Source organism: Bdellovibrio sp. BIS2 (assembly GCF_055398295.1).
Genome location: NZ_AP035879.1, coordinates 1,390,509 through 1,411,877, shown reverse-complemented (window position 1 = coordinate 1,411,877; position 21,369 = coordinate 1,390,509). Strand labels below are relative to the sequence as shown.

The following is a 21,369-nucleotide window of genomic DNA, read 5'->3' as shown; positions in this document are numbered from 1 at the left end:
TCCCGATGCCACACATTCCCTCCAACTTACGTCATATTGAGTCCTTAGTCGAGATCGTTGCTTCCTTGCGCGGCCCGGGAGGTTGCCCCTGGGACAAAGAACAGACTCACGAGTCTTTGACTCAATACGCAATTGAAGAGACTCACGAACTGGTCGAAGCCCTGGAACTGCCCGCTTCCGATACGGCGAAAGATCTGAAAATGAAAGAGGAACTGGGGGATGTCCTCTTTCAAGTGGTTCTGCACGCTCAGCTTGCCGCCGAACGTGGAGCTTTTACTCTGGAAGATGTGATTGCCGGAATCAGCGAAAAACTGGTACGCCGCCACCCGCATGTCTTCGCGGACACCCAGGTTGCCGACACCGCCGAGGTCATCCGCAACTGGGAAGAAATCAAGAAACAAGAGAAGGCTTCTTCTGCCGCACCGTCGCCATACGCACTGAATGTGCCTCCCCTGCCGGCTTTACAGAAAGCCTACAAAATCGGCAAACGCACTGAAAAGTTGAAATTCGACTGGGAAGACATGGATGGTGTCCTTGCCAAAGTCGAAGAGGAATATCAGGAGCTGCGCGAAGCTTTGGATGAAGGCACTGACAGCGAGATCGAACACGAGTTGGGAGACGCCCTGTTTTCGCTCGCCCAGTTGGGACGTCATGTGCAGATGGAACCCGAGCAGGTTTTGCGCAAAGCAAATCAGCGTTTTGAAAATCGCTTCAACACCATGGTGGAACTTGTCGCGAAAGATCACAAAGATTTTTCAGCAATGACCCTTGAGCAAAAAGAAGAGTACTGGCAGAAAGCCAAATTACTTTTGAAGAAGAAATAATCCAAGGGACCTTCCATCGAAGGTCCCTTTTCTTTTAAGCCTCGTAATAAAAGAGGACATTGGTTGTGACGACAAGTTCGACAGTTCCGAGTATCTTCTAATTTCGACGCGCACTTAGCCTGGAAAACAAGACGGAAAGCCTGACAAACTGGCTATAGGTTTTACACAAGAAAATATTTTGAAAAATGATTGATTTAACAACACCCTGTTATTTCACACACTTAGCGTGTCTCAATTCTAGACCAATTAAAAAATAAAAAACGAATTCATGCAGTTACCTGAAATTTCAGTTTTGGGTTGTTTTAAACGAAACTGAATCCATCAAGAAGCATGGTGGGGCTCAGGAGGGCATAACCGTATGAAAAAAACAGTCGCTAGCAAAGCACTAATGATGGCTTCAGCAGTGGCACTGGTAGCTGGTTGCAGCAAGGGGACTGGTTCTTACTCCCTCTTGAATGATGCAGAAGACTACAAGCAACAAGCAGTCTTCATTCCGAAGCAGATCGACATCCTTTGGGTGATCGACAACTCCGGCTCCATGAAAACCTCTCAGGACAATCTGGCGGCTAACTTCCAGTCTTTCATCTCGCGCTTCCAACAGTACAACTATGATTTCCACATGGCCGTGACAACAACAGAAGCCTGGGAAAAACAATTCAATTCCGCAAGTGAAAAAGCCCGCATCAAGGATGGTGCGGTTCTACAGACGAATCCAAAAATCGAAACTCATTCGGGCGTGTTCATTATGGACAAGAACACCGCAAACCTGGGTGATGTGTTCTCTACCAACGCCAAGCAGGGAACGCTGGGTAATGGTGATGAACGTGCGTTCTCAAGCTTCAAGGAAGCTTTGCTTGAGCCGCAAAATGCAGGATTCCGCCGCAGCGAAGCCTTCCTGGCGGTGATCATCGTCAGTGACGAAGAGGACTTCTCGTCTTCCTCTGCGGCTTTCAACGAAAGTTACAGCAACGCCAACCTTCACACAGTTCAAAGCTATGTGGATTTCCTGGATGGATACGTTGGCAGCCGCAACTATTCCGTCAGCACCATCACGGTTCCTGACGACGCCTGCAAAACCACTCTGTCCACAGACGGTTTTGCGCGCAAGATCTCCACTCGCCTGCCAGAACTGGCAACTTTAACTGCGGGCGTGAAAGGGTCTTTGTGCTCTAACTTTGGTTCTACTCTGGAGCTCATCTCTGATTCCATCATCCAGCTTTCCAGCGTCTTTAAACTGAATCGTGAACCACAAGAGGACACGATCGTGATCACGGTAAACGGAGTTTCCGTGCCTAACGACGCAGTCAACGGATGGACTTACGATGCATCCAACCTGACCATCACCTTCCACGGAAGTTCGGTGCCGGCAGCGGATGCAAATATCACGATCGACTTCTATCCTAAGTCGATTAAACTGTAAAAGGATGTTGTATGGGTGGGGTACAGACAGCAACTAATCAGCAGCAGTGGTATATTCTGCGCGGGGAAATGAAATACGGTCCCTACGAGTACAGATCACTGATCACGATGATCCAAAATGGCGAGCTCTACGACTACAACTTCGTATGGGCTCCGCACCTGGAAAATTGGACTTTGCTGGGCGATCTTCAGGAATTTTCCAAAGACCGTCTGTGCAGACTGATTGAAACCAAGGATCATATCGCAGGCTCATTCAAAGACAGAAAGTGTCCACGCGTGGATCTGGAAACTCCGGTCTATGCGCACAACGATCACAACTTTTTTGACGGCCACACCTTGAGTGTGAGTGAAAACGGGGCGTTGGTTCTTTTGAACGATCCCCTGCTTCTGCCCGGCCAAAAGATTCTGCTCAACTTTAGAACCTCTGAGGTGAACCCTCAGACATTCAACGTGCTTTGTGAGATTATTCGCAAGAATTACTCCAAGCAGAGACTCAACGTTAAATCCGGTTTGCATTACGCTGTTCGTTTCCTCTCAGTGCAAGAAACCGGTATGGCTCAATTAACAAAATGGACACGCGGTGGCGTTTCCAAGGAGGAAACAAATGATGGCATTCTTAAAGTTCATGAATGATTCCGGTGTTGTCGGCTGGTTTATTCTGCTGGTGGGCGTGGGCTCTCTGGTACTTGTGGCCGAACGCGCAAAAGCTCTTTACAAAGAATACGGAATGAATGTGGATGAATTCATGGGCAAAGTTCAGAACCTGGTTCTGGCTAAAAAGCTCGATGAAGCTCTGCTTCTTTGTGCCCAACTTGAGAAAAAGCCATTGGCTTCTGCCTTCAAGACCATTCTTGAAAAAGCCGACCGTGATGACGACACAATCTTCCAGGCACACGACATCGCCTTGAGCGAAAACGTGCCTTTGTACACCAAGCGCCTGCACTACCTTTCCATGCTTGCCAACGTGGCGACATTGTTGGGTCTGTTGGGTACGATCCATGGTCTGATCCTTTCGTTCCAGGCGGTTGCATCTGCTGACCCGGCACAAAAACAAGCCCTGTTGGCACACGGTATCTCTGTGTCCATGTATACGACGGCTTTGGGTCTGGCAGTAGCGATTCCGGCGATGGTGTTCTTCTCGATTCTGACTGCCCGTCAAAATGAGCTGATCGAAGATATGTCTGAAAAGTGCTCCAAACTTACAGAGCTTCTGACCAGCGCCCATATCCCTAACCTGACTCGCCAGAACGTGTTCCCGGATCACGTGACGGCACCAAGTGTGACGCCTCCGTCCCCAGGCCAGAAGGTCTCCTAACGGAGGCCTTTTCCCGGAGCGGTGGACCTTACATAACTAAGGATGGGACGATTCTATGAGACGCGCACGCAAGATCAAAGTTGATCATAACAGTGAATTCGAACTGGATTTGGCACCCCTGCTAGCCGTGATGGTGAAGCTGGTGCCTGTCCTGCTGGTTTCCTCCGCCTTCGTGCAAATGATGGTGATCGAAACCGAACTTCCTCAGGTGGTTAGCGAAGCTATCCAGCGCCAGGAAGATCAGAAGACTCCGACCAACGTGGCGATGGAAGTTGATGCCAAAGACGGCATCCGAATCATCATCACCGAAAAAGGCCAGGAAAAAGTCGAGACCATTCCATTGAAGGACGGCGCTTTCGACATGAACACCCTCCATCAGAAACTGGTGGCGGTAAAAAAGGCCCATCCGGAAGTATTCAAGCTTGAATTGAATCCCGACGGCAAAGTTCCTTACGACACCATTGTGAAAATCATGGACGCTGCCCGACAGGCCCGCGACAACACGGTCAAGTTCCCGGTGTTTGACACCAAACAGGGCAAGAACGTGGAAACCAATTACATGTTCCCAGAGATCATCTTTGCGAACACCATGGAGGGCTAAGCCATGTCACGTCGTCGTAGATATGAACCAAAAACAAAAAAGAACTCCACATTTGGTCTGAATATCACGTCTATGACTGATATGTTCACAATCATGCTGGTGTTCCTGCTGCAAAGCTATTCAACATCGGAAGTTCAGCTGAATCCCGAGAAGGACATCCGCCTTCCATCTTCGGCTTCAATGACGAATGCAACAGAGTCGATCAAGCTTTCTTTGAGCGGAAACGAGCTGAAGATCGACCAGACAAAGATTGCTGATGTGAAAAATGCCGACTTCCTTCCGCAGGATCTGGAAGACAAAGACAGTAACTTCATCAAGCCCCTGTTCCAGGAGCTGGATAAGATCGCCAAGTCCGAAACCGAGAAGGATAAAGCTCATGTGAAAGAGGGCCGTATCCTTCTGCAGGCAGACAAGGATCTGCCGTACGCGACGCTGAGAAAAGTGATGTACACCGCTTCAATGGCGGGGTTCCCTCAGTTGAAGCTTGTCACCATGGTTGGAGAATAAGTTTATGATTCGCACAATAGTTCTGCTTCTAGCATTTCATCTGTTCTCACATTACTGCTTTGCTGCCGACAAAAACACCAAAGGGCTTCTTCCTGAAGTCAGCATGACCCAGGGCAGTGAAAGCGATAACGAGAAAAAGGCTTTCAGCAGCGAGATCATGATCACTCGCTCTGAAAACAGAGCTATTGAGTCCCTGCAAGTTATCATCAAAAAAAACAAAGGTGCCAAGAACGAAGCTGATCTGTGGTACCGCCTGGCGGAGCTGTACATGAGACGCTCCAAGTCCGGCCGCTTCTTTGACCTTCATCAGGACACTCCCCTGATGAAGCTTTCGCCGTTCCCGGTGCCAAACGAACGTGGCGCTGAGGCCATTAAACGTGCGATCAAGATTTACACCAAAATCGAAATGGACTTCCCGCATTTCAAACAAATGGATGCGGTTTTGTTCAATAACGCCTTCGCCAATCAGCAGATTGCGCAGTACAAGGTGTCTGAACTGCTTTACCACAAACTTTTGACTCAATTCCCTAAATCCCCGCTGATCGCCGATGGTACTTTGGCGGTGGGTGAACTGCTTTATGACCAGGGTAAATTCTCTCAGGCTCTGGAGCACTTCCTGCGCGTGGAAAAATTCCCGAACAGCCGTGTTTATTCCTACGGCATGTACAAGGCCGCCTGGGCTTACTACAACATGCGTGACAGTGAAAACGGCATCAAGAAACTGGTACAGGTTGTAAAAACGAACCCACCGTTGCAGGACGGCGAGGTGCCAACCAACCGCCACAACCTGCGTCGTGAGGCCATGCGTGACCTGACGGTGTTCATCGGTGACTCTTATCCAGCCAACAAGCTTTATTCTTTCTTTGAAGATCTCGCCACAGAAGAAGAACTGGGTCAGTCCATGATTGACCTGGCGAAACTTTACGAATCCCATTCCCGCCAGAAAGAGATGAATATCTTCCTGGAAGAATACATCGACAAACGTTCGATGGGTCCGGACGTGGTGCGCTCTCACCTGTTCCTGGTCGAAGCCAACGAAACTTTGAAGAAACGCGACAAGGTTATCAACCACCTGCAATACGCATCGGACCTTTGTAAAAAGGACTCCGCTTGGAGAGGCATGCAGAAAGTGGACGTTTTGGAATCTTCCTGCGTGGAAGGATTCCGTCACACCAGCCTCGACATGGCCAAAAAATGGTGGGAGATCTGGCTTAAGAACAAACAAAACATGGAATTCTCGGATTTGACCCAGCAGTTGTTCAAACTGATTCTGGAAAACGAGGACCCGACCAAACCAGACCTGAAAACCCGTTTTGCTTACGCGGAACTGCTGTTCCAACTGCAAAAGTATGACGAAGCCAGCGTTCAGTATAAAATGGTCGGCGACAAATCCGCAGAACCAGTCATGAAACACGATGCGAACTATGCGGCCCTGTATGCCAAAGAAAAAAGCATCGAAAAGAAAAAAGACCCACTCAAAGAAGCTGAGCGCAAAGAACTTGCTGCCAACTATCTTTCCAAGCATCCAACTGGCAAGTTTGCGACTTTGATCAAATTCAAAATCGGTCACATTGCATACGAGGAAGCCAATTATCCGGAAGCGGAAAAATGGCTGATGCCACTGACATCCCTGAAAGGGGCTGACAACGCCGACATCAAGAAAAAATCCGAGGATCTGATCCTGGATATGATGAACCTGCGCAAAGATTACGCAGGCATCAAGGACTTCTCAAAGAAAGTCATGGCATCCAGTGCTGACGACGGCCGCAAGAAAAGCATGAATAAAATCATGGAAGAGGCGCATTTCACTGAAATCCAGGAGTTTGCCAAGACTGGCGACAAAAACCAGGCATCTGAAAAGCTGATGTCCTTCGCCAAAGAACACGAAGGCTCAAAACTGGCACAGGATGCTCTGTGGCAGGCCCTGAGTCTGCAATACAGCGAAGGCCGTGTATATGACGCTGCAGAAGCTTCTGTGAAATTCGTGCAGAAACATCCTGATGACAAACGCAACCTGGATGCTTTGAAAGAAGCGGCCAAGGCTTACGCGGATGTCGGTCAGATCTCTAAATCCGCAGAGACTCTTTTGAAGATTGCGGATCTGGACAAGAAAAACCGCAACACTCACCTGGAACTTGCGGCGGACATTTATATCCTTGAAAAGAAAAACAAGGAAGCCCGTGCCGCGTACATGGGCATCCTGAATGGCGCTGATAACAAAACCCTGCAGCGTATTTATGGCAAATTGATGGATTCCTACAAGTCCGAACCACGCTCTGGCGAACTAGAGAAAATCCAGAACCAGGTCCTGGCAAAGGGGCTTGAACCTTACACAACTCAGATCATGATCGACCGCGCGAAGGCTTTGCTGGATTCCGGTAAAACCACGGCAGCCTTTGATCTGGCGATGAAAGCCAACGGTCGTGACGTGGCACCGGAAATACGTGCGGAAGCCCGTCTGATTCAGGCCCGTATTCTGGAAAAAGAGCTGGTCGCACAAAGTGTGAAAGCCCGCGAGGAAAAATTCGCGATGGTGCTTTCCATGAAAACCGAGAAACTGGACAAGGCGCACACGGCTTACTACACCACTCTGAAGATGTCGAAGGATCCATTCCAGCAGTTGGAAGCCATGCGCGGTATTGACCGTTGCTACGACAACTTCATCTCAAGCCTGACAAACATGCCATTGCCGGCATCACTGACTCCGGCCGATCAGGAAGCTTTGCGTGGTGAGATCGCAAAACTGACAGCGCCGATCCAGGAAAAGAAAAATGAAAACGAGGCCAAACTGAAAGTTCTGGCTGCCGCCAAAGGACAGGCCGCAACGAATGAGCGCAGCTTTGCCTCCATCCGTGTGGATCAGACAGTTCCACCGGTGGCCCAATACCCTGCCGCTGACAAAATGACAGCTTATCTTCCAGCCTCCTCGGACATGACCATCGGCAAGGTGTCCCGTTTTGAGACCCGCACTCCGAAAGCTTGTAACAGAAGTGCCATCCTGACCGGCCAACTGGCGAATGTGAACACTTTGGAAGTTGCAGGAAATTGTTATTATTCTAGACAGTACGAGATGGTTGAAAAACTGGGTCTGGAACTTGCGAAGTCCAAAGACACGCGTGCCTTAGGTCTGTTCTATGCCAGCGTTGGTGCGGATGCCCGCGGTTATAACGACAAGGCGATGTGGATGATCGATGCAGCCCTGAAAGTTCAGCCGGAAGCAGCACCATACGTGTATCAGAAAGCCCGTCTGCTTTACAAAGAAGACGGTATGAATTCCGCGATGCCGTTTTTCGATAAAGTTTTAGACATGCAAATGGCTTCGACGGAAATGAAAACTTTCGCTGGAGTGAAGGCATTCTCAGAGGGAGATTTTACGAAGGCAATTGAAAATTTGTCTGCAATCTCTAAAGAACAATTGTATACTTTGAACGTGGGCACTCTGATGAGTGAAGCTTACGCCCAGAAGGGTGAAGTCGACAAAGCACTGAGCGTGGTGAAAGACCTGCTTGGCAGCAAGAAAGACAACACTGATTTCCTTCTGCAGCAGGCTCACTTGTTTGAGACCTACAAACAGAGTCCAACGCTTGCGCTGGATTCTTATGAAAGAGCATTTAAAGCCAGTCAGCAATTGGAAATGCGCGACTGGTTGGGTAAGAAAATACAGTATTTGAAAAATCAAAACAAAGTCGGTCAGCACGTTATCTCGGGAGACTTGTAGTATGGAGGGTACAAGTGAAATCTATCATCACAGCGATGGTTGCTTTCATTCTCTTGGGAGCATCGGCTGGCTTTGCCAAACAAAGAACAGTCCGTAAAGTCCAGGAAGTCAATTTCGGTGACATGAACCTTAAGGGAACGATTCGGAACCCTGACGGCGCCTATCTTGTGCAAAAAAGAGGCATCAAGTTTATGCCTCTTTACGATGTGCAGAAAGATATGGATGGCCGTATCCGCGAATCAGCTCTCTACTTGAACAACTAGTTTCATGAGGTGTCACATGCTCACGTTGATTGTGCGTCAATCCCTGAAAAACGGGACGGCGAAAACTTGGAAGTTAAGATCCAATAACAAAACCCACACCTTCGGGTCCTCCCGTCTGGCCGATGTGATTTCTATCGCACCGGATTCCAAGGGCATCCAGGGTCTTTTTGAATACCGTGACGGAGCCTGGTGGTATGTCGATCTGGACATGAACACCAGCGCTTCCGCTAAGGGCTCTCCGGCTTTGCGCCTGGATGAGGAAAAGTCCCTGACTATCGGCGACTGTACATTGCAGTTCACTCCGGTGGTGAAAGAAGCGGATTTGTATCTGCGCCTGGAAAAGGCCGGCAAAGAACAGCGTGAAGCCGGAAAGCAGTTCCAGCTTTACATCGTAAAACATAACGATCAGGTTCTTGAAACCAAGATCCTGCCTATGAACAAAAAATTCAAACCTTCCATGGCGATGACTCCAACAACAGTCGCTTGTGTCCCTTCCCAGGAATGGCACAAACAAATGGTCGGTGAACTTGAAGTGAAACAAAGAACCGTTTCTTTGGAAGACGCCGCCCGCATGGCCCGCCTTTCCACAGACCAGTTGATGGATGAAGACTCCAAAAAAGGTGTATTTATCGTTCTTGGTGCGGCTTTGTTCCTGGTGACAGTGGGATTGTTCTCGCCAAAATCCCAGGATCTTGAAGTGGTTGCAGCTCCGCCAAAAGCGGCGCAGAAAATCATTGTTAAAACTGAGATCAAACCCAAACGCAAAAAAGCCGAAGCCGCCCCTACCCAACAGGTGGTCGTGAAAGAACAAGCTCCGGCAGCCAATCAGAAAACGGCGGAGATGCCTACTGGTGGCAGCAAAGTTTCCAAAATGATGAAGTCCATTTCCGGCGGTCGTATTTCCCAGCTTCTGGGTAAAGTTTCCGCTCAAGCCGCTCGTTCCGGCAACGTCGTTATCGCCACAGGCGTGAAAGCAGGTTCCGGCGCTTCCGGTCGTGCCCTAGCGGCTGTCGGCAGCATGGAGCGCTCCGGCCGTGACTGGGGTAACGAAGGTGCTGGTTCCGGTGGTGGTGTCGGCACTGTCGGCCGTGGCGGTGGCAACAGTGCCACAGGTATGGGCGGTCTGGCAGCGGGCGGCACCGGTTCCGGTGGCGTGGGCCTGATCGAAGAGGAAGGCGAAATTACTGGCGGTCTGGACAGAGAGATCATCGCCCAGTACATCAAATCCAAACTGGGTCAGATTCTGTATTGCTATGAAAGACAACTGAGTGCCAAACCGGATCTGTTCGGTAAGGTCGCTGTAAAATTCACGATCGGTCCATCCGGTCAGGTGGAACAGCAGCTCATTGGGGACACAACACTTAAGAACGCAACCGTTGAGGGATGTATATTGAATAGGGTTGCCGCGTGGAAGTTTCCTGCTCCACAGGGGGGAACACGCGTGCTAGTGACTTATCCATTCTTATTCAAAAGTACAAACTAAGGCGGGGGTTATATCATGTTGAAGAAGACAATTCTAATGTTCATCCTGACGGCATCTCAGGCATTTGCACAGCAGGCGGCAGACAGCAAAGCTGATCAACGCGGCAGCGACAAGCTGGACATCAAAAAGCTGGAGCAGAAATACTGGGCAGCCAAAGACGACGACTTCAGTGTCGTTCAGAACAGACGTTACGTGAAAGCGGAACGTTTCTATCTGACCGGTGCTGCGGGTATTCCGTTCAATGACCCCTACAGCACAGGAACTATCGCTGGCGGAAGCCTGGGGTATTTCTTCAATGAACGCTGGGGTCTTGAAGGCAGCTACAACTCTGCAAGCCTGAAAGACAACGATGCGGTAAAACAATTCGTTGATACCTACGGCGCGATTCCGGACCACAACGTTTTGAAGTCATCCTATTTCCTTTCCGGTATCTGGGTCCCTTTCTATGCGAAAATGAGTGTGGTTGACAAAGCCATCATCTATTTCGACATGGGTATCTCGTTCGGTGTGGGGTCACTGAACTATGAAATCACCCAGGCCGAAGGCAACGTCTCCAAAGACACCATGGCCTACAAACTGGGCGTGTTCCAGCAGATCTTCTTCTCTGAGCATTTTGCCATCAGAGCGGATTTGGTCAACACCTGGTCCACTCAGGAAAAGATGAAGTACTATGCTCCGGGCACAAACGTGGGCGGTACTGTCGTGGGTGGTCAGCGTGATCTGGGCAGTGAAACGATCAACGATACATCACTGATGATTGGTATCACGTACTGGCATTAATTTTCTCCAGGGTGGGGGGATTTATGAACAAGTCATTAAGCATTCTGATTACTATTCCATTTCTGTGCGGCACGGCTTTGGCTGAGCCCGCACTGAAAGTCAAAAAAGGCGGCCGTCCAGCGGCTGCCAGCCTGAAGGTCAAATCCAGCCTGGTTCCGACTTTTGATGTCTATCAAAAGAAAGTGGTGAAAGGCAAAGTCGAGGTCTTCAAGGTTAAAAACATTCCTTTGCTGGATGTCGGTGAAGAGCGCGAACTCGAGGCCTCTCAAATGAGCCCGCTGCGCCTCCCCGCCTCCCGCGAAGTCACTTTGAAAGAAACCCGCCGTCGTGATTCTCCAGTGGCCATTGATTTTGTCCTGAAGCCTTACACGGACGTGGTAAACCCGGCCAAATCCCTGACCACAGCGGATGCCTTCAACAAAATTCCGGATGTCAAAATCCTGAATCCGGTGGCAGAACCTGTGACCAAGGATCCTCTGGTGCAACTGGCGAAGCTTGAAGACATGCAGCCGAATGACTACAAACTGCTGCAGGCTTTGATCTTCCTGGAAATCCAGAAGAACTACGAACTGGCGATGGGTCTATTCTCGGAACTGATCGAGGACCCGGAACACCGGATTGAGGCTTTGTACCACTATGCCATGACAGCCAAGGGCCTGGGTCTGCACTCCGAGTTCCGCCAGTACATGATTCAGGTGGCGCAGGAAACCAAATCCAAAGAGTGGCAGCAAAAAGCCACCGAAGCCCTGGTTCAGAACATCAACACACTGGAAACGTCCGACATCGCTTTGATCGACCCTTTGGTGATCAAGCATGAAATGGACATCACCAAGAATGATGACTACCAGATCACCCGTGCCAAATACTATTCAGACAAAGGCCAACTGGGCCTGATGGAAGACGCTTTGATCTTTATCGGCGAAAAGTCCCCGCGTTATCCGGAGGCTTTGCTGCTGAATGCCCTGTTCAACTATCGTCAGGGTAAAGTCGAAGAAGCCACCATCTATCTGGAAAAGCTGATGACTGCGACCGAGGCCGACAAAACATCCCAACTGCGTTCTGTGGGTGCTTTGACTCTGGCGCGCATGCAGTTCCAGAAGTCCCAGTATAAAGAGGCCTTCCAGTCTTATCTGAAAGTCGATAAATCCAATCCTCTGTGGCTGCAGGCTATGGTGGAAAGCGCGTGGACTCAGATTCTGGGTGAGGACTATGAAGGGGCTGCGGGGAACATGTTCTCTCTGCACACGGACTTCTTCAAAAACGCGTTCTCTCCGGAATCCTATGTGGTGCGCACCGTGGGTTACCTGAACCTGTGCCAATACGGTGACGGTGTACAGGTGCTGAATGAAATGAAAAAGAAGTATGCTCCTTGGAAGCAGAAGCTGGCTGCCTACAGCTCTTCCCACAAGGATTCTTCCGCGTACTATGAAACTGTGAAGGGCTGGTTGAAAAACTCGGACCTTAAGGAAGTTGACGGTCTGCCACGTTCCTTCATTGTGGAACTGGCGCGCCACCCTGCTTACATGAGCGTGCAAAAGCAGATCAACGCCTATGAGGACGAGATCGTGAAATTCAACCGCATCGCGCTGACTTTGGTGAAAAAAGAGCGCGAGCTGATTGCCAAACAAAACGAGGCCAACAAAGAACTGGCTGACGCGAAAAAAGGACTCAAAGGCGACAGTCCTTCTGAATCCACCGTGGCGGCAGTGCAAAGAGCCGAGCAGAAACTGCTGAGCTATCGCATCCAGTTCCACATTGCCAAGAAAGCCCGCACGTCCATCAAGAATCTGCGCGCAACCGGCATGGCCCGTATTGAAAAAGAAAAAACAGTGCTGCGTGCCCAGGCATCCCAGGCTTTGAAAGGCCGCTTTGACGAGATGCTGGCAGGTCTGGACAAGGTCCTGGATCAGAACGATGTTCTGCAGTACGAGCTGTACTCTGGCGCCGGTGAGCACATCCGCTATCAAATGGCTGGTGGTGAGATCAACGAAAAAGAGCGTCCGGAGCTGAAGGTTCAGAAGGAAAAATCCCTGAACTGGAAATTCAAAGGTGAAATCTGGGAGGACGAAGTGGGTCACTATCGTTCTTCTTTGAAAAATGTTTGTGCCCAAGAAGGTCAGGACGGCAGTGTGGCCGGCTTGTCTGAACAATAAGGAAAGGATTTTCAAGATGAAATTCGCTAAAACAATGACGACTTTGTCCCTAGGTGTTTTGATGAGTCTTGGCACAACCGCAATGGCGCAGAATTCCGCCAAAGAGGGCCTGGAGAAAATCAAAGGCAATCTGAACAACTCCAAAACCAACCTTCAGGAGTATGAAAAGAACCTGAAAACCGTGGAAGGAAATCTGTCGGAAGTGGCCAAAGCCAAATCCCAGGTGGAAAACCAGCAAAAGCAGGTTCATCAGCAGGCTGAAGAGAACAATCAGGCCATGGGCCGCATCGGTGGTCAGGAAAAAGAAATTCAGGGCCTGATCAACGAAGAAAAAAACAAGATGGCGCAGGAATCCCAGAAGATCGCGGAACTGGAAGCCATGATTGCCAAGATCAAAGAAAACCAGAAAAAGCGCGAGCTGAACATCAACGACTATCAGTTGCAGATGTCCCAGTTGACGGAAGAAAAGAAAATCTGGAATTCACGTGCGGCAACTTTGAAAGAACAGAACGAACAGGTGAACCAAAAACTTCGCGGCCTGGCCAGCGAAGAAAACGAATGGAAAGCCAAACAGCGCGGCTATCAGGGCGAAGTCAAACGCTGGAGCAAAGAGGTTGAAAGACAGCAAAAGATCAGCGACAGCTACAACTCTTTGGCTGAAGTGAAGTAAACCCTCGCTTTTAAATAGAACCACCCAGGGACTTCTTCCGCCCGCGGAAGAGTCCCTTTTTTTTTGCCCGACGTTCATCTACATTCATTGCAAGCATAATGAAAATCTGGACTCCACCCCGGAACTAAGAACTCCGAACAATTCTCGGTCAATATTTCTTTAGCAAGCTAAATAAATTAATTTTACGAGGAGAACACATGAACGCCACCGGAATCGGATCCTGGTTCAGAGGGATCAAAGGAAAACTACTTCTAGCCGCAGCATTGCCCGTCATCGGCTTTAGCATCGTCTATGCAATTTCAAATCAGGGAATGAAAGGCTTTGAAGCCTACCTGGAAAATTCCCACAAAAATATCATCCCGAATCTGCAGGCCCTGGCAGAGATGCGACAGGCCCGAAACAAATACGGTTATCAGGTCTTTGCAGCGATGAGTGTAAAGACAGCCGAAAAGCGTGAACAACGTCTGAACATCGCCAAAGAAGCTGTTAAAGAATTCACAACAGCCATGGATATGTATGCCTCCACCCCGTTCACCCCGGAAATGGAAAAAGTCTTTGAACCGGCAAAACAAGCGCGCGCAGAATATGAAAAACTGCTGATGCTGGTCATTGAAGAAATCGCCACCGGCACGCCTGAAGGTTTCGCTAAAGCAGAAGGACAACTGGATGGTCGTCTGTGGGAAATCGGAACGATCATGCATAAAATGAGTTCTGATTCCATGGCTTATTATAATAAAGCGGCAGCCGATGACGACAAAGCGGCCGAAGAAGCCTCTGTTCGCATCAACAACTTGACGCTGTTTGTGACATTAGCATCCACATTCTCCATCCTGGCAATTCTGCTGTGGATTGCAGCACGCATTTCAAACTCTGTGAGTTCTATCGCTTCCCGTCTGTCCACGGCTGGCGGCCAAGTGGCTTCCGCGGTTGAGCAGTTGAATGAAGCTGGCAACTCTTTGTCCCAGTCCTCCACTGAAGCGGCAGCCTCTTTGGAAGAAACCGTGGCCGCTCTGGAAGAAATGAGTTCGATGGTGCAAATGAACTCTGACAACGCCAAACAGGCAGCGGCTTTGTCTGCAAGTTCCCGTGATTCGGCTGAACAGGGTGAAAAAGAAATCCAGTCTTTGATTCACTCCATGACCGAGATTTCCCAGTCTTCCAAAAAGATCGAGGAAATCATCTCTGTTATTGATGATATCGCCTTCCAGACCAATCTGCTGGCGCTGAATGCGGCGGTGGAGGCGGCTCGTGCCGGTGAACAAGGAAAAGGTTTTGCGGTTGTTGCCGAAGCGGTTCGCGCCCTGGCACAAAGAAGTGCGGCTTCTGCCAAAGACATTTCCTCTTTGATCAAAGACTCCGTGTCCCAGATCGAAAGTGGCAGTGAGATTGCTGACAAGTCCGGTGCCGTTCTGACGAATATCGTGAATTCGATCAAAAAGGTTTCAGATCTGAACAACGAAATCGCCGCGGCCAGCTCTGAGCAGACCACCGGCATTCAACAGATCAGCAAAGCCATGAATCAGTTGGATCAGGCAGCACAAAGCAATGCCGCTTCTGCTGAAGAAATTGCCGCCACCAGCGGTGAAATCAACGGCCTGGCAGCAACCAATCAGAACCTAACCGTGGAACTGAACACGATCATTCTGGGCGGCGCCAGCGTGATGACCGAAGTTCCAACTGAAACCACAGCGAAAACCACCAAGAAAGTGCCCCACTTCGCCAAACCAGCAGCGAAGAAAAGCAATGTGATTCCGATGAAGGCCACCCCGGCCCGTAAAGAATCCCAGGACATGATCCCGTTTGATGAAGATGACCGTGCAAAGGTCGGAACAACAGACGGATTCTAGTCTCGCAAACACATCAAGATTTGTTAACAGAACCCCACGACCTCAGTGGGGTTTATTAATTTTTCTCCCCCATTATTCGTATTTTTAATTCTGGACTACTAAGCACTCTTTTAAATTCCGAATAATTATCTGTTAAAAACCCATAAAGACTTTTACGGAGACTCAACTTATGTCGGAATTTAAAATATCAAGCTGGTTCAAAGGAATTAAAGGCAAATTGCTCGTGGCCGCATTTCTGCCGATGGTGGGCTTTGCCATTCTTGGATCCATCGCTCTTAACGGGATCTCAAGCGTGGTCAACCTTTTGGATATCGCCAACGAACAGGTAATTCCAACATTTGATATGGTTGGTGAAATGCGCCAAGCGCGCAATAAGTTTCAATATGGTGCTTGGGCAGCCATGGAACACACTGACGAGCCTGAAAAGCTGGCGTCCTATCTAAAGACCGCCACCGAAGGTATGAACGAGTTCCGCAAGGCTCAGGAAACCTACGATCCAATTCCTAGAACACCGGAAGAGGACAAGGCTTACCAAATGGCGAAGCCTCTTTTTCCGGAATATTACGCCTCGATGGAAAAAATCATCAGTCTGATCGGCTCTTCAGATCCGGCAAAATCCAAAGAGGCTGAAGCCCTGCTGGATGGCCGCTACAATGAAATAGGCAAAACGGTTCGCGCTTGGAATAGCGCCGTCACGGATATCTATGCCAAGATGGCCAAAGACGGCGTGGCAGAAGCCGCCTCCACTGAAGCTTATGTAAAAAATCTGATTTATCTGGTTTCTGCCGCGACGGGTGTCACAGTGTTTGCAGTCCTTCTGTGGATCGCAGCAAAGATCGCATCCTCTGTAGGTTCCGTTGCAGACCGTCTGACAACAGCCGGTGGCCAAGTGGCTTCTGCGGTTGAGCAGTTGAACGAAGCTGGTAACTCTTTGTCTCAGTCTTCTACGGAAGCTGCAGCCTCCCTGGAAGAAACGGTGGCGGCACTGGAAGAAATGACATCCATGGTTCAGATGAACTCGGACAACGCCAAACAGGCAGCCGCTTTGTCTGCAAGCTCCCGCGATTCTGCTGAACAGGGCGAAAAAGAAATTCAGAACCTGATCATGTCCATGACTTCAATTTCTCAGTCTTCCAAAAAGATAGAAGAAATCATTCATGTCATCGACGACATCGCCTTCCAGACAAACTTGCTGGCACTGAATGCCGCAGTGGAAGCAGCCCGCGCCGGTGAACAAGGCAAAGGCTTTGCGGTGGTGGCGGAAGCTGTCAGAACTTTGGCGCAAAGAAGTGCGGCTTCTGCCAAAGACATCTCTTCCCTGATCAAAGACTCTGTGTCTCAGATTGAAGAAGGCAGTGCCATTGCCGACAAGTCCGGTGCAGTTCTGACCAATATCGTGACCTCCATCAAGAAAGTTTCTGACCTGAACAATGAAATCGCGGCGGCAAGCTCTGAGCAGACCACCGGTATCCAGCAAATCGGCAAAGCCATGAACCAATTGGATCAGGCAGCCCAAAGCAACGCTGCTTCCGCAGAGGAAATCGCGGCGACCAGTGGCGAGATCAACAACCTGGCGGCCACTTCCCTGAATCTGACCGTGGAACTGAATGAAGTGATCCTGGGCAGCAATGAAGTTTCTAAAGCTTCTGCATCGTCAGAAGCTCCGGTCAAAGCGAAGGCCAAAATACCTTCGCCAATGCCGAAGAAATCCAATGTCATTCCGATGAAGGCCGCGGCTCCGAAAAAGTCCGCGTCCCAGGATGTGATTCCGTTTGATGACGACGAAAGAGCTAAGGTTGGGACGACCGACGGATTCTAGAAATCTGCTCGCAACCCAAAACATAAGCCAGACCGAAATAGGCGACAACCGCCAACAGGATCGTGATAAAGAGGGCCAGCATCTGCAGCCCTCTTCCTGTTTGAGCCATCAGCAGTTCATACGTCTGCAGCGAAACCACCATCCCCGCCCCGGCCAGCACGAACTTCACCGCCGGACGAAGCAACACCGACATTCTGATTCCCGGAGAATACTTCTTAAGCAATCCCATCAGCAAAACCGCATTTAAAAACGCACCGGCCACACCCGAAATCATCAGCCCCTCAAGCCCCCACTGCCGCATTAGCACCGGCGCCAACGACACATGCACCGCCAATGAAACCACCGCCAGCACCATGGGAACTTTCGTATTTTTAACGGAATAATAAAGCGGCATCAAAACGCGACTGCAGGACACCAGCAACAAACTGACAGCATAGATGCGTAAGATCGCCGCCGTCATCTGCACATCCTGCGCGGTGAACTTGCCCCGCAGGAACAAAGCCTCAATGATCGGTTCAGCCAGAATATAAAGTCCCAGTGCTGCGGGCCACGCCAGGAACAGATTCATCAGGAAGCTTTCTTCAGCGGTTTCCTGGAATTTTTCTTTCAGTCCCCGACTGGCAAAGTCACTTAAACTAGGCAGCAGTGCCGCCCCGATGCTGACTGAAATCAACGACAGCGGCAGCTCCAGCAAACGGTCGGCCCAATAGATATAAGAAATCGAACCTTCAGGAAGGGAGCTTGCAAAATACAGATTCACCAGTGTGGAAAACTGCAAGAGCCCCATACCGATCAGCCCCGGAATCATTCCCCGCACTACGGCTTTCACTTCCGGCGTCCACAACGTCTTCTGCAGTCGCGGCAGACAGTTTCGCTGCCTTAAAGCTACCGCCAACAGCAGCGCCTGCAACAGCCCCCCGATCAGCACGCCCCACGCCAATCCGTCCCCGTGGACGGGAAACCACTGCGGCGGCATAAAGGTGAAAACCAACATCGAGACATTTAAAAGCGCTGGCGCCACAGCCGGCAGTCCGAAACTGCCCAGGGCATTTAAAATCCCCATATAGAAGGCATAGGTGCAGACAAAGAACACAAACCCAAACATGATCCGCCCCATGCGCAGGGTCAGTTCCCACTTGGCGGCATCCAGAGCGTACTCAGAAGAAAGAATCAGACGGAAAACAGGCTCGACATAAATGATCCCCAGCAGGGTCAAAACCCCTAAAATCACCAAAAGCAGCGAATAAAAGGCATTCGCCAGGTTTCGGGCGCGCTGGCCGGTGGGATCTTCCGATTGTGTTTGCATGAAAACGGGAATAAAACTCACAGCCAGGGAGCCTTCCCCGAACAGACGGCGGAACAGATTGGGGATGCGGAAAGCGGCAGTCCAAGCATCAGTGACCGCCCGGTCAAACAAAGCCCCCAGGGCAATATCCCGGAAAAGCCCCAGGATGCGGCTAGTTAACGTCCCGGAGGCCATTAAAAAGGCGCTTTTGAGGACCTTTTTGCGATCTTCTTTTAATCCACTTGCTTCGTGAGACACCCTATGTTAATCCCTTTGGTTCGTCTATAAAAGTTACTGTGGAGGTTATCCCTTGGCAAATCATAAGTCTGCAGCAAAAAGAGCTCGTCAGTCTATCCGTAAAACTGCTGTTAACAACGCTCGTAAAAGCACTGTTAAAACAGCTGAGAAAAAACTTGTTAAAGCTATCGAAGCTAAAGATCTGAAAGCTCTTCCTGAATTGTTGAAGAACTTCTCTTCTCAAGTAATGAAAGCTGCAAAAACTGGCGTTATCAAGAAAGAAACTGCATCCCGCAAGATCAGCCGTCTTTCTACTCGCGCTTCTGCAACGAAGTAATTGGGTTTAATTCAACTCTGATTCGGTTCGCGCTGATACAAAGGCGCGAATTTGTCGTTTTGTAGAGAACGCAATCTGATTGAAGCTCAGTCCGTGGGTGACTTTATGGTCACCCTCTTTTTTTTGCGTCGAACGAACCACGCCGCGAAGGAAGACAAAGTCCCCGGCGGGCACTTGGAAGCTGACCACCACTTCGTGGCCCTCGGTCAGAACATAATCGGTGACAATGGACATACCACCCTCGCCGATTTCTCCGGATTCACAGACAAAGTAAGTCCCATCGCACAGGATACCGATCTTGCGTTTCATCGCACGACGCGGGTACTGGCGGCGGAAATAACCTTTATCTTCAAATGCAGGATTGGCTTTGTTCATCACAAAGCTTATCGGTCTATTCAGCTATCAACTTGAAAATGTCTGCACTCCAGCTTCGCTGGAGTGGTTCACATGGCGTATTGAGTGCCGCAGGTCTTTAAAACCAGGTTTTCCAGCCAGATGTGACTGGACAATGGTGAGGACTTCAAAGCCTTGTCTGTCTCAGACAGAACCACCAGGGTTTGTTCCAGCTTTTTAGCAGTCCAAAGTCGGGCCTGATCCAGATAGCTTTCCAGGAAATAAGGCGGCACCTGGGCAAAATGCGCGAGCTTCGCGCCATGCAGGCCTTCTTCCATTCCCCGCTTTAAAGTCAGCAGGATACGCACGTGACGGGCCACCAAAGACACGATCCCGATCTCGTTCTGCCCCTGATCCAGCAGGTGAACCAAAAGCTCCAAAGCCTTTACACGGTCGTTTTCGCCGATGGCCTTGGTGAAATCAAAAACGTTCTCTTCCTTGGAGCGGGACACGGCCTGAGCCACATCCGCCACTTCAATACGGCGCTCGCCGACGAACTCACCGAGCTTTTTAAGCTCCCCTTCGATTTCGGTCAGGTGATGACCCACCAGCTTGTGCAAAAGCAGGATGGCATCATTACTGATCGTCAAACCCAGGGACTGCGCGATGTAGTTGATCCAGGATGGAATCTGATTTTCGTAAGGTTTTTTGAATTCAACACAGTCGGCTTTGTCGAGCAAAAGACGGATCTGTTTTTTGCGCTTGTCCACGCGGGACGCCAAAAGCACGAACACGGTGCTGTCCACCGGAGTTTCAAACAGCGTTTCAAGCTCGGCCCATTCTTTGTCCGTAAGTTCCTGGGCCTCTTTCAGGATCACCAGACGGCGCTGAGCCATCATCGGCAAAGTTTCAACGGCATCACGCACCGACACCACGTCAGCGTCAGAAGCATAGAACAGGCTGTAGTTAAAATCCACGGCCCCTTCCGTCAAAACAGAATACTTGAAACGTTCAACGGACTGGTTCAACAGGTAGGGTTCTTCACCGAACAGGAAATACAACGGCGCAGTCTGACCTTTTTCAAGATCGCGATAAAATTTCTGCGCATCGATGAGTGCCACGAGTTGAATATCCTTTTAGAAATTTTCGGTAATACGATCATGTGCCTCGGACATAATGTCATAAGCCATGAGGTCAATGTTCTGCCTTCGCGCAGAAAGATTGTAAAGCGGATTTATGGAGTTAACACCGGCCAGCGTTACCTGAGGTGCTGCGTAAGTTCTTTCTCCACTGAAGGACCCACTCCAAAGCTCCGTTCCATCCGCCTGGCGCACGACTTTCACCGTCACGGTCAGCAGAATACGATACTCTGACGCAACGACAGTTCCATTGGGCAAATAAGGCGCTGAAGAGTCCCCGGCCACACGTTTTGCACCCGGTAAATACTGAACAGAATCAATCTGCCCGATCACTGCCACTTCCGACAAGGAATTGTCCACAATTCGGGCAACTCGGGAGCGCTGGAATTCCTGAATCAGTGTGTTTGTGAACGCCACTTCGATCCCGGTTTCCTGTGTTTTGTTTTTGAAAATCGGCACAGAAATCTGCTTATAACCGCCAGGAATACTGCGTGTGCCGCTGCCCAGACGATAGGCACATCCCGAGAGGAATAGCGACAGAATCAGAGTGATGCGAAAAGCTTTAAATATTGCGTCCACGGCCCCAGTTGAGTATAAAATTAGCAGGAAGTCATCACAGAAATGGTGACTGCGCGACGC

19 protein-coding genes are annotated in these 21,369 nt (G+C 49.9%); 15 read left to right on the top strand and 4 right to left on the bottom strand.

Translation table 11 applies throughout. The features are described 5' to 3' along the window. The first annotated feature begins 5 nt into the window (after positions 1-5). The 14 genes from mazG to ACZ520_RS06750 all read left to right on the top strand — a co-directional run bounded on the left by mazG (position 6) and on the right by ACZ520_RS06750 (position 17,399). Positions 6-824, top strand: a complete 819-nt coding sequence (gene mazG / locus ACZ520_RS06815) for a nucleoside triphosphate pyrophosphohydrolase (RefSeq protein ID WP_232468600.1) — start codon at positions 6-8, stop codon at positions 822-824. Between the two features lie 358 nt (positions 825-1,182). Beyond that, positions 1,183-2,244, top strand: coding sequence for a hypothetical protein (locus ACZ520_RS06810; protein WP_464127820.1), 1,062 nt, complete (start codon positions 1,183-1,185; stop codon positions 2,242-2,244). An 11-nt stretch (positions 2,245-2,255) separates the two neighbouring features. Continuing rightward, complete coding sequence (locus ACZ520_RS06805) at positions 2,256-2,876, top strand: PilZ domain-containing protein (RefSeq protein WP_416481069.1); 621 nt, start codon at positions 2,256-2,258, stop codon at positions 2,874-2,876. Continuing rightward, positions 2,848-3,558: a MotA/TolQ/ExbB proton channel family protein gene (locus ACZ520_RS06800; RefSeq protein WP_088565615.1), complete on the top strand. Its 711-nt coding sequence runs from the start codon at positions 2,848-2,850 to the stop codon at positions 3,556-3,558. Before ACZ520_RS06805 ends, ACZ520_RS06800 begins: the two co-directional genes overlap by 29 nt. Positions 3,559-3,613: 55 nt before the next feature. Further along, the gene (locus ACZ520_RS06795) at positions 3,614-4,159 is read left to right on the top strand and encodes an ExbD/TolR family protein (RefSeq protein ID WP_464127819.1); all 546 of its coding nucleotides are present in this window, start codon (positions 3,614-3,616) and stop codon (positions 4,157-4,159) included. A gap of 3 nt (positions 4,160-4,162) precedes the next feature. Then, on the top strand, positions 4,163-4,666 hold the full coding sequence (locus ACZ520_RS06790; protein ID WP_088565617.1) for an ExbD/TolR family protein: 504 nt from the start codon (positions 4,163-4,165) through the stop codon (positions 4,664-4,666). Positions 4,667-4,670: 4 nt separating this feature from the next. After that, entirely contained in the window at positions 4,671-8,384 is a 3,714-nt protein-coding gene (locus ACZ520_RS06785) for a tetratricopeptide repeat protein (RefSeq protein WP_464127818.1), read from the top strand. 14 nt (positions 8,385-8,398) lie between these two features. Beyond that, complete coding sequence (locus ACZ520_RS06780; RefSeq protein ID WP_088565619.1) at positions 8,399-8,647, top strand: hypothetical protein; 249 nt, start codon at positions 8,399-8,401, stop codon at positions 8,645-8,647. Between the two features lie 16 nt (positions 8,648-8,663). Beyond that, on the top strand, positions 8,664-10,130 hold the full coding sequence (locus ACZ520_RS06775; RefSeq protein ID WP_088565620.1) for an AgmX/PglI C-terminal domain-containing protein: 1,467 nt from the start codon (positions 8,664-8,666) through the stop codon (positions 10,128-10,130). Positions 10,131-10,145: 15 nt separating this feature from the next. Next, positions 10,146-10,910: an outer membrane beta-barrel domain-containing protein gene (locus tag ACZ520_RS06770; protein ID WP_088565621.1), complete on the top strand. Its 765-nt coding sequence runs from the start codon at positions 10,146-10,148 to the stop codon at positions 10,908-10,910. Between the two features lie 23 nt (positions 10,911-10,933). Beyond that, on the top strand, positions 10,934-13,063 hold the full coding sequence (locus tag ACZ520_RS06765; RefSeq protein ID WP_464127817.1) for a tetratricopeptide repeat protein: 2,130 nt from the start codon (positions 10,934-10,936) through the stop codon (positions 13,061-13,063). 16 nt (positions 13,064-13,079) lie between these two features. After that, on the top strand, positions 13,080-13,733 hold the full coding sequence (locus tag ACZ520_RS06760; RefSeq protein ID WP_464127816.1) for a hypothetical protein: 654 nt from the start codon (positions 13,080-13,082) through the stop codon (positions 13,731-13,733). Positions 13,734-13,930: 197 nt separating this feature from the next. Beyond that, positions 13,931-15,580: a HAMP domain-containing methyl-accepting chemotaxis protein gene (locus ACZ520_RS06755; protein ID WP_464127815.1), complete on the top strand. Its 1,650-nt coding sequence runs from the start codon at positions 13,931-13,933 to the stop codon at positions 15,578-15,580. Between the two features lie 169 nt (positions 15,581-15,749). Beyond that, entirely contained in the window at positions 15,750-17,399 is a 1,650-nt protein-coding gene (locus ACZ520_RS06750; RefSeq protein ID WP_464127814.1) for a HAMP domain-containing methyl-accepting chemotaxis protein, read from the top strand. Here the strand turns inward: ACZ520_RS06750 and murJ are convergent. Next, positions 17,371-18,879 (bottom strand): murein biosynthesis integral membrane protein MurJ, encoded by a 1,509-nt coding sequence (gene murJ, locus ACZ520_RS06745; protein WP_464127813.1) that lies wholly within the window; start codon positions 18,877-18,879, stop codon positions 17,371-17,373. The two genes, ACZ520_RS06750 and murJ, sit on opposite strands and share 29 nt — an antisense overlap. 115 nt (positions 18,880-18,994) lie before the next feature. On the opposite strand from murJ, the gene rpsT reads away from it, so the two are divergent. Further along, positions 18,995-19,258: a 30S ribosomal protein S20 gene (rpsT, locus tag ACZ520_RS06740; protein ID WP_011163955.1), complete on the top strand. Its 264-nt coding sequence runs from the start codon at positions 18,995-18,997 to the stop codon at positions 19,256-19,258. 6 nt (positions 19,259-19,264) lie between these two features. Here the strand turns inward: rpsT and ACZ520_RS06735 are convergent, their stop codons facing one another. The 3 genes from ACZ520_RS06735 to ACZ520_RS06725 all read right to left on the bottom strand — a co-directional run bounded on the left by ACZ520_RS06735 (position 19,265) and on the right by ACZ520_RS06725 (position 21,309). Next, on the bottom strand, positions 19,265-19,633 hold the full coding sequence (locus ACZ520_RS06735; protein WP_088565627.1) for a PilZ domain-containing protein: 369 nt from the start codon (positions 19,631-19,633) through the stop codon (positions 19,265-19,267). Between the two features lie 68 nt (positions 19,634-19,701). After that, the gene (holA, locus tag ACZ520_RS06730; protein WP_088565628.1) at positions 19,702-20,712 is read right to left on the bottom strand and encodes a DNA polymerase III subunit delta; all 1,011 of its coding nucleotides are present in this window, start codon (positions 20,710-20,712) and stop codon (positions 19,702-19,704) included. A gap of 15 nt (positions 20,713-20,727) precedes the next feature. Further along, positions 20,728-21,309, bottom strand: a complete 582-nt coding sequence (locus ACZ520_RS06725; protein WP_088565629.1) for an LptE family protein — start codon at positions 21,307-21,309, stop codon at positions 20,728-20,730. Positions 21,310-21,369: the final 60 nt, after the last annotated feature.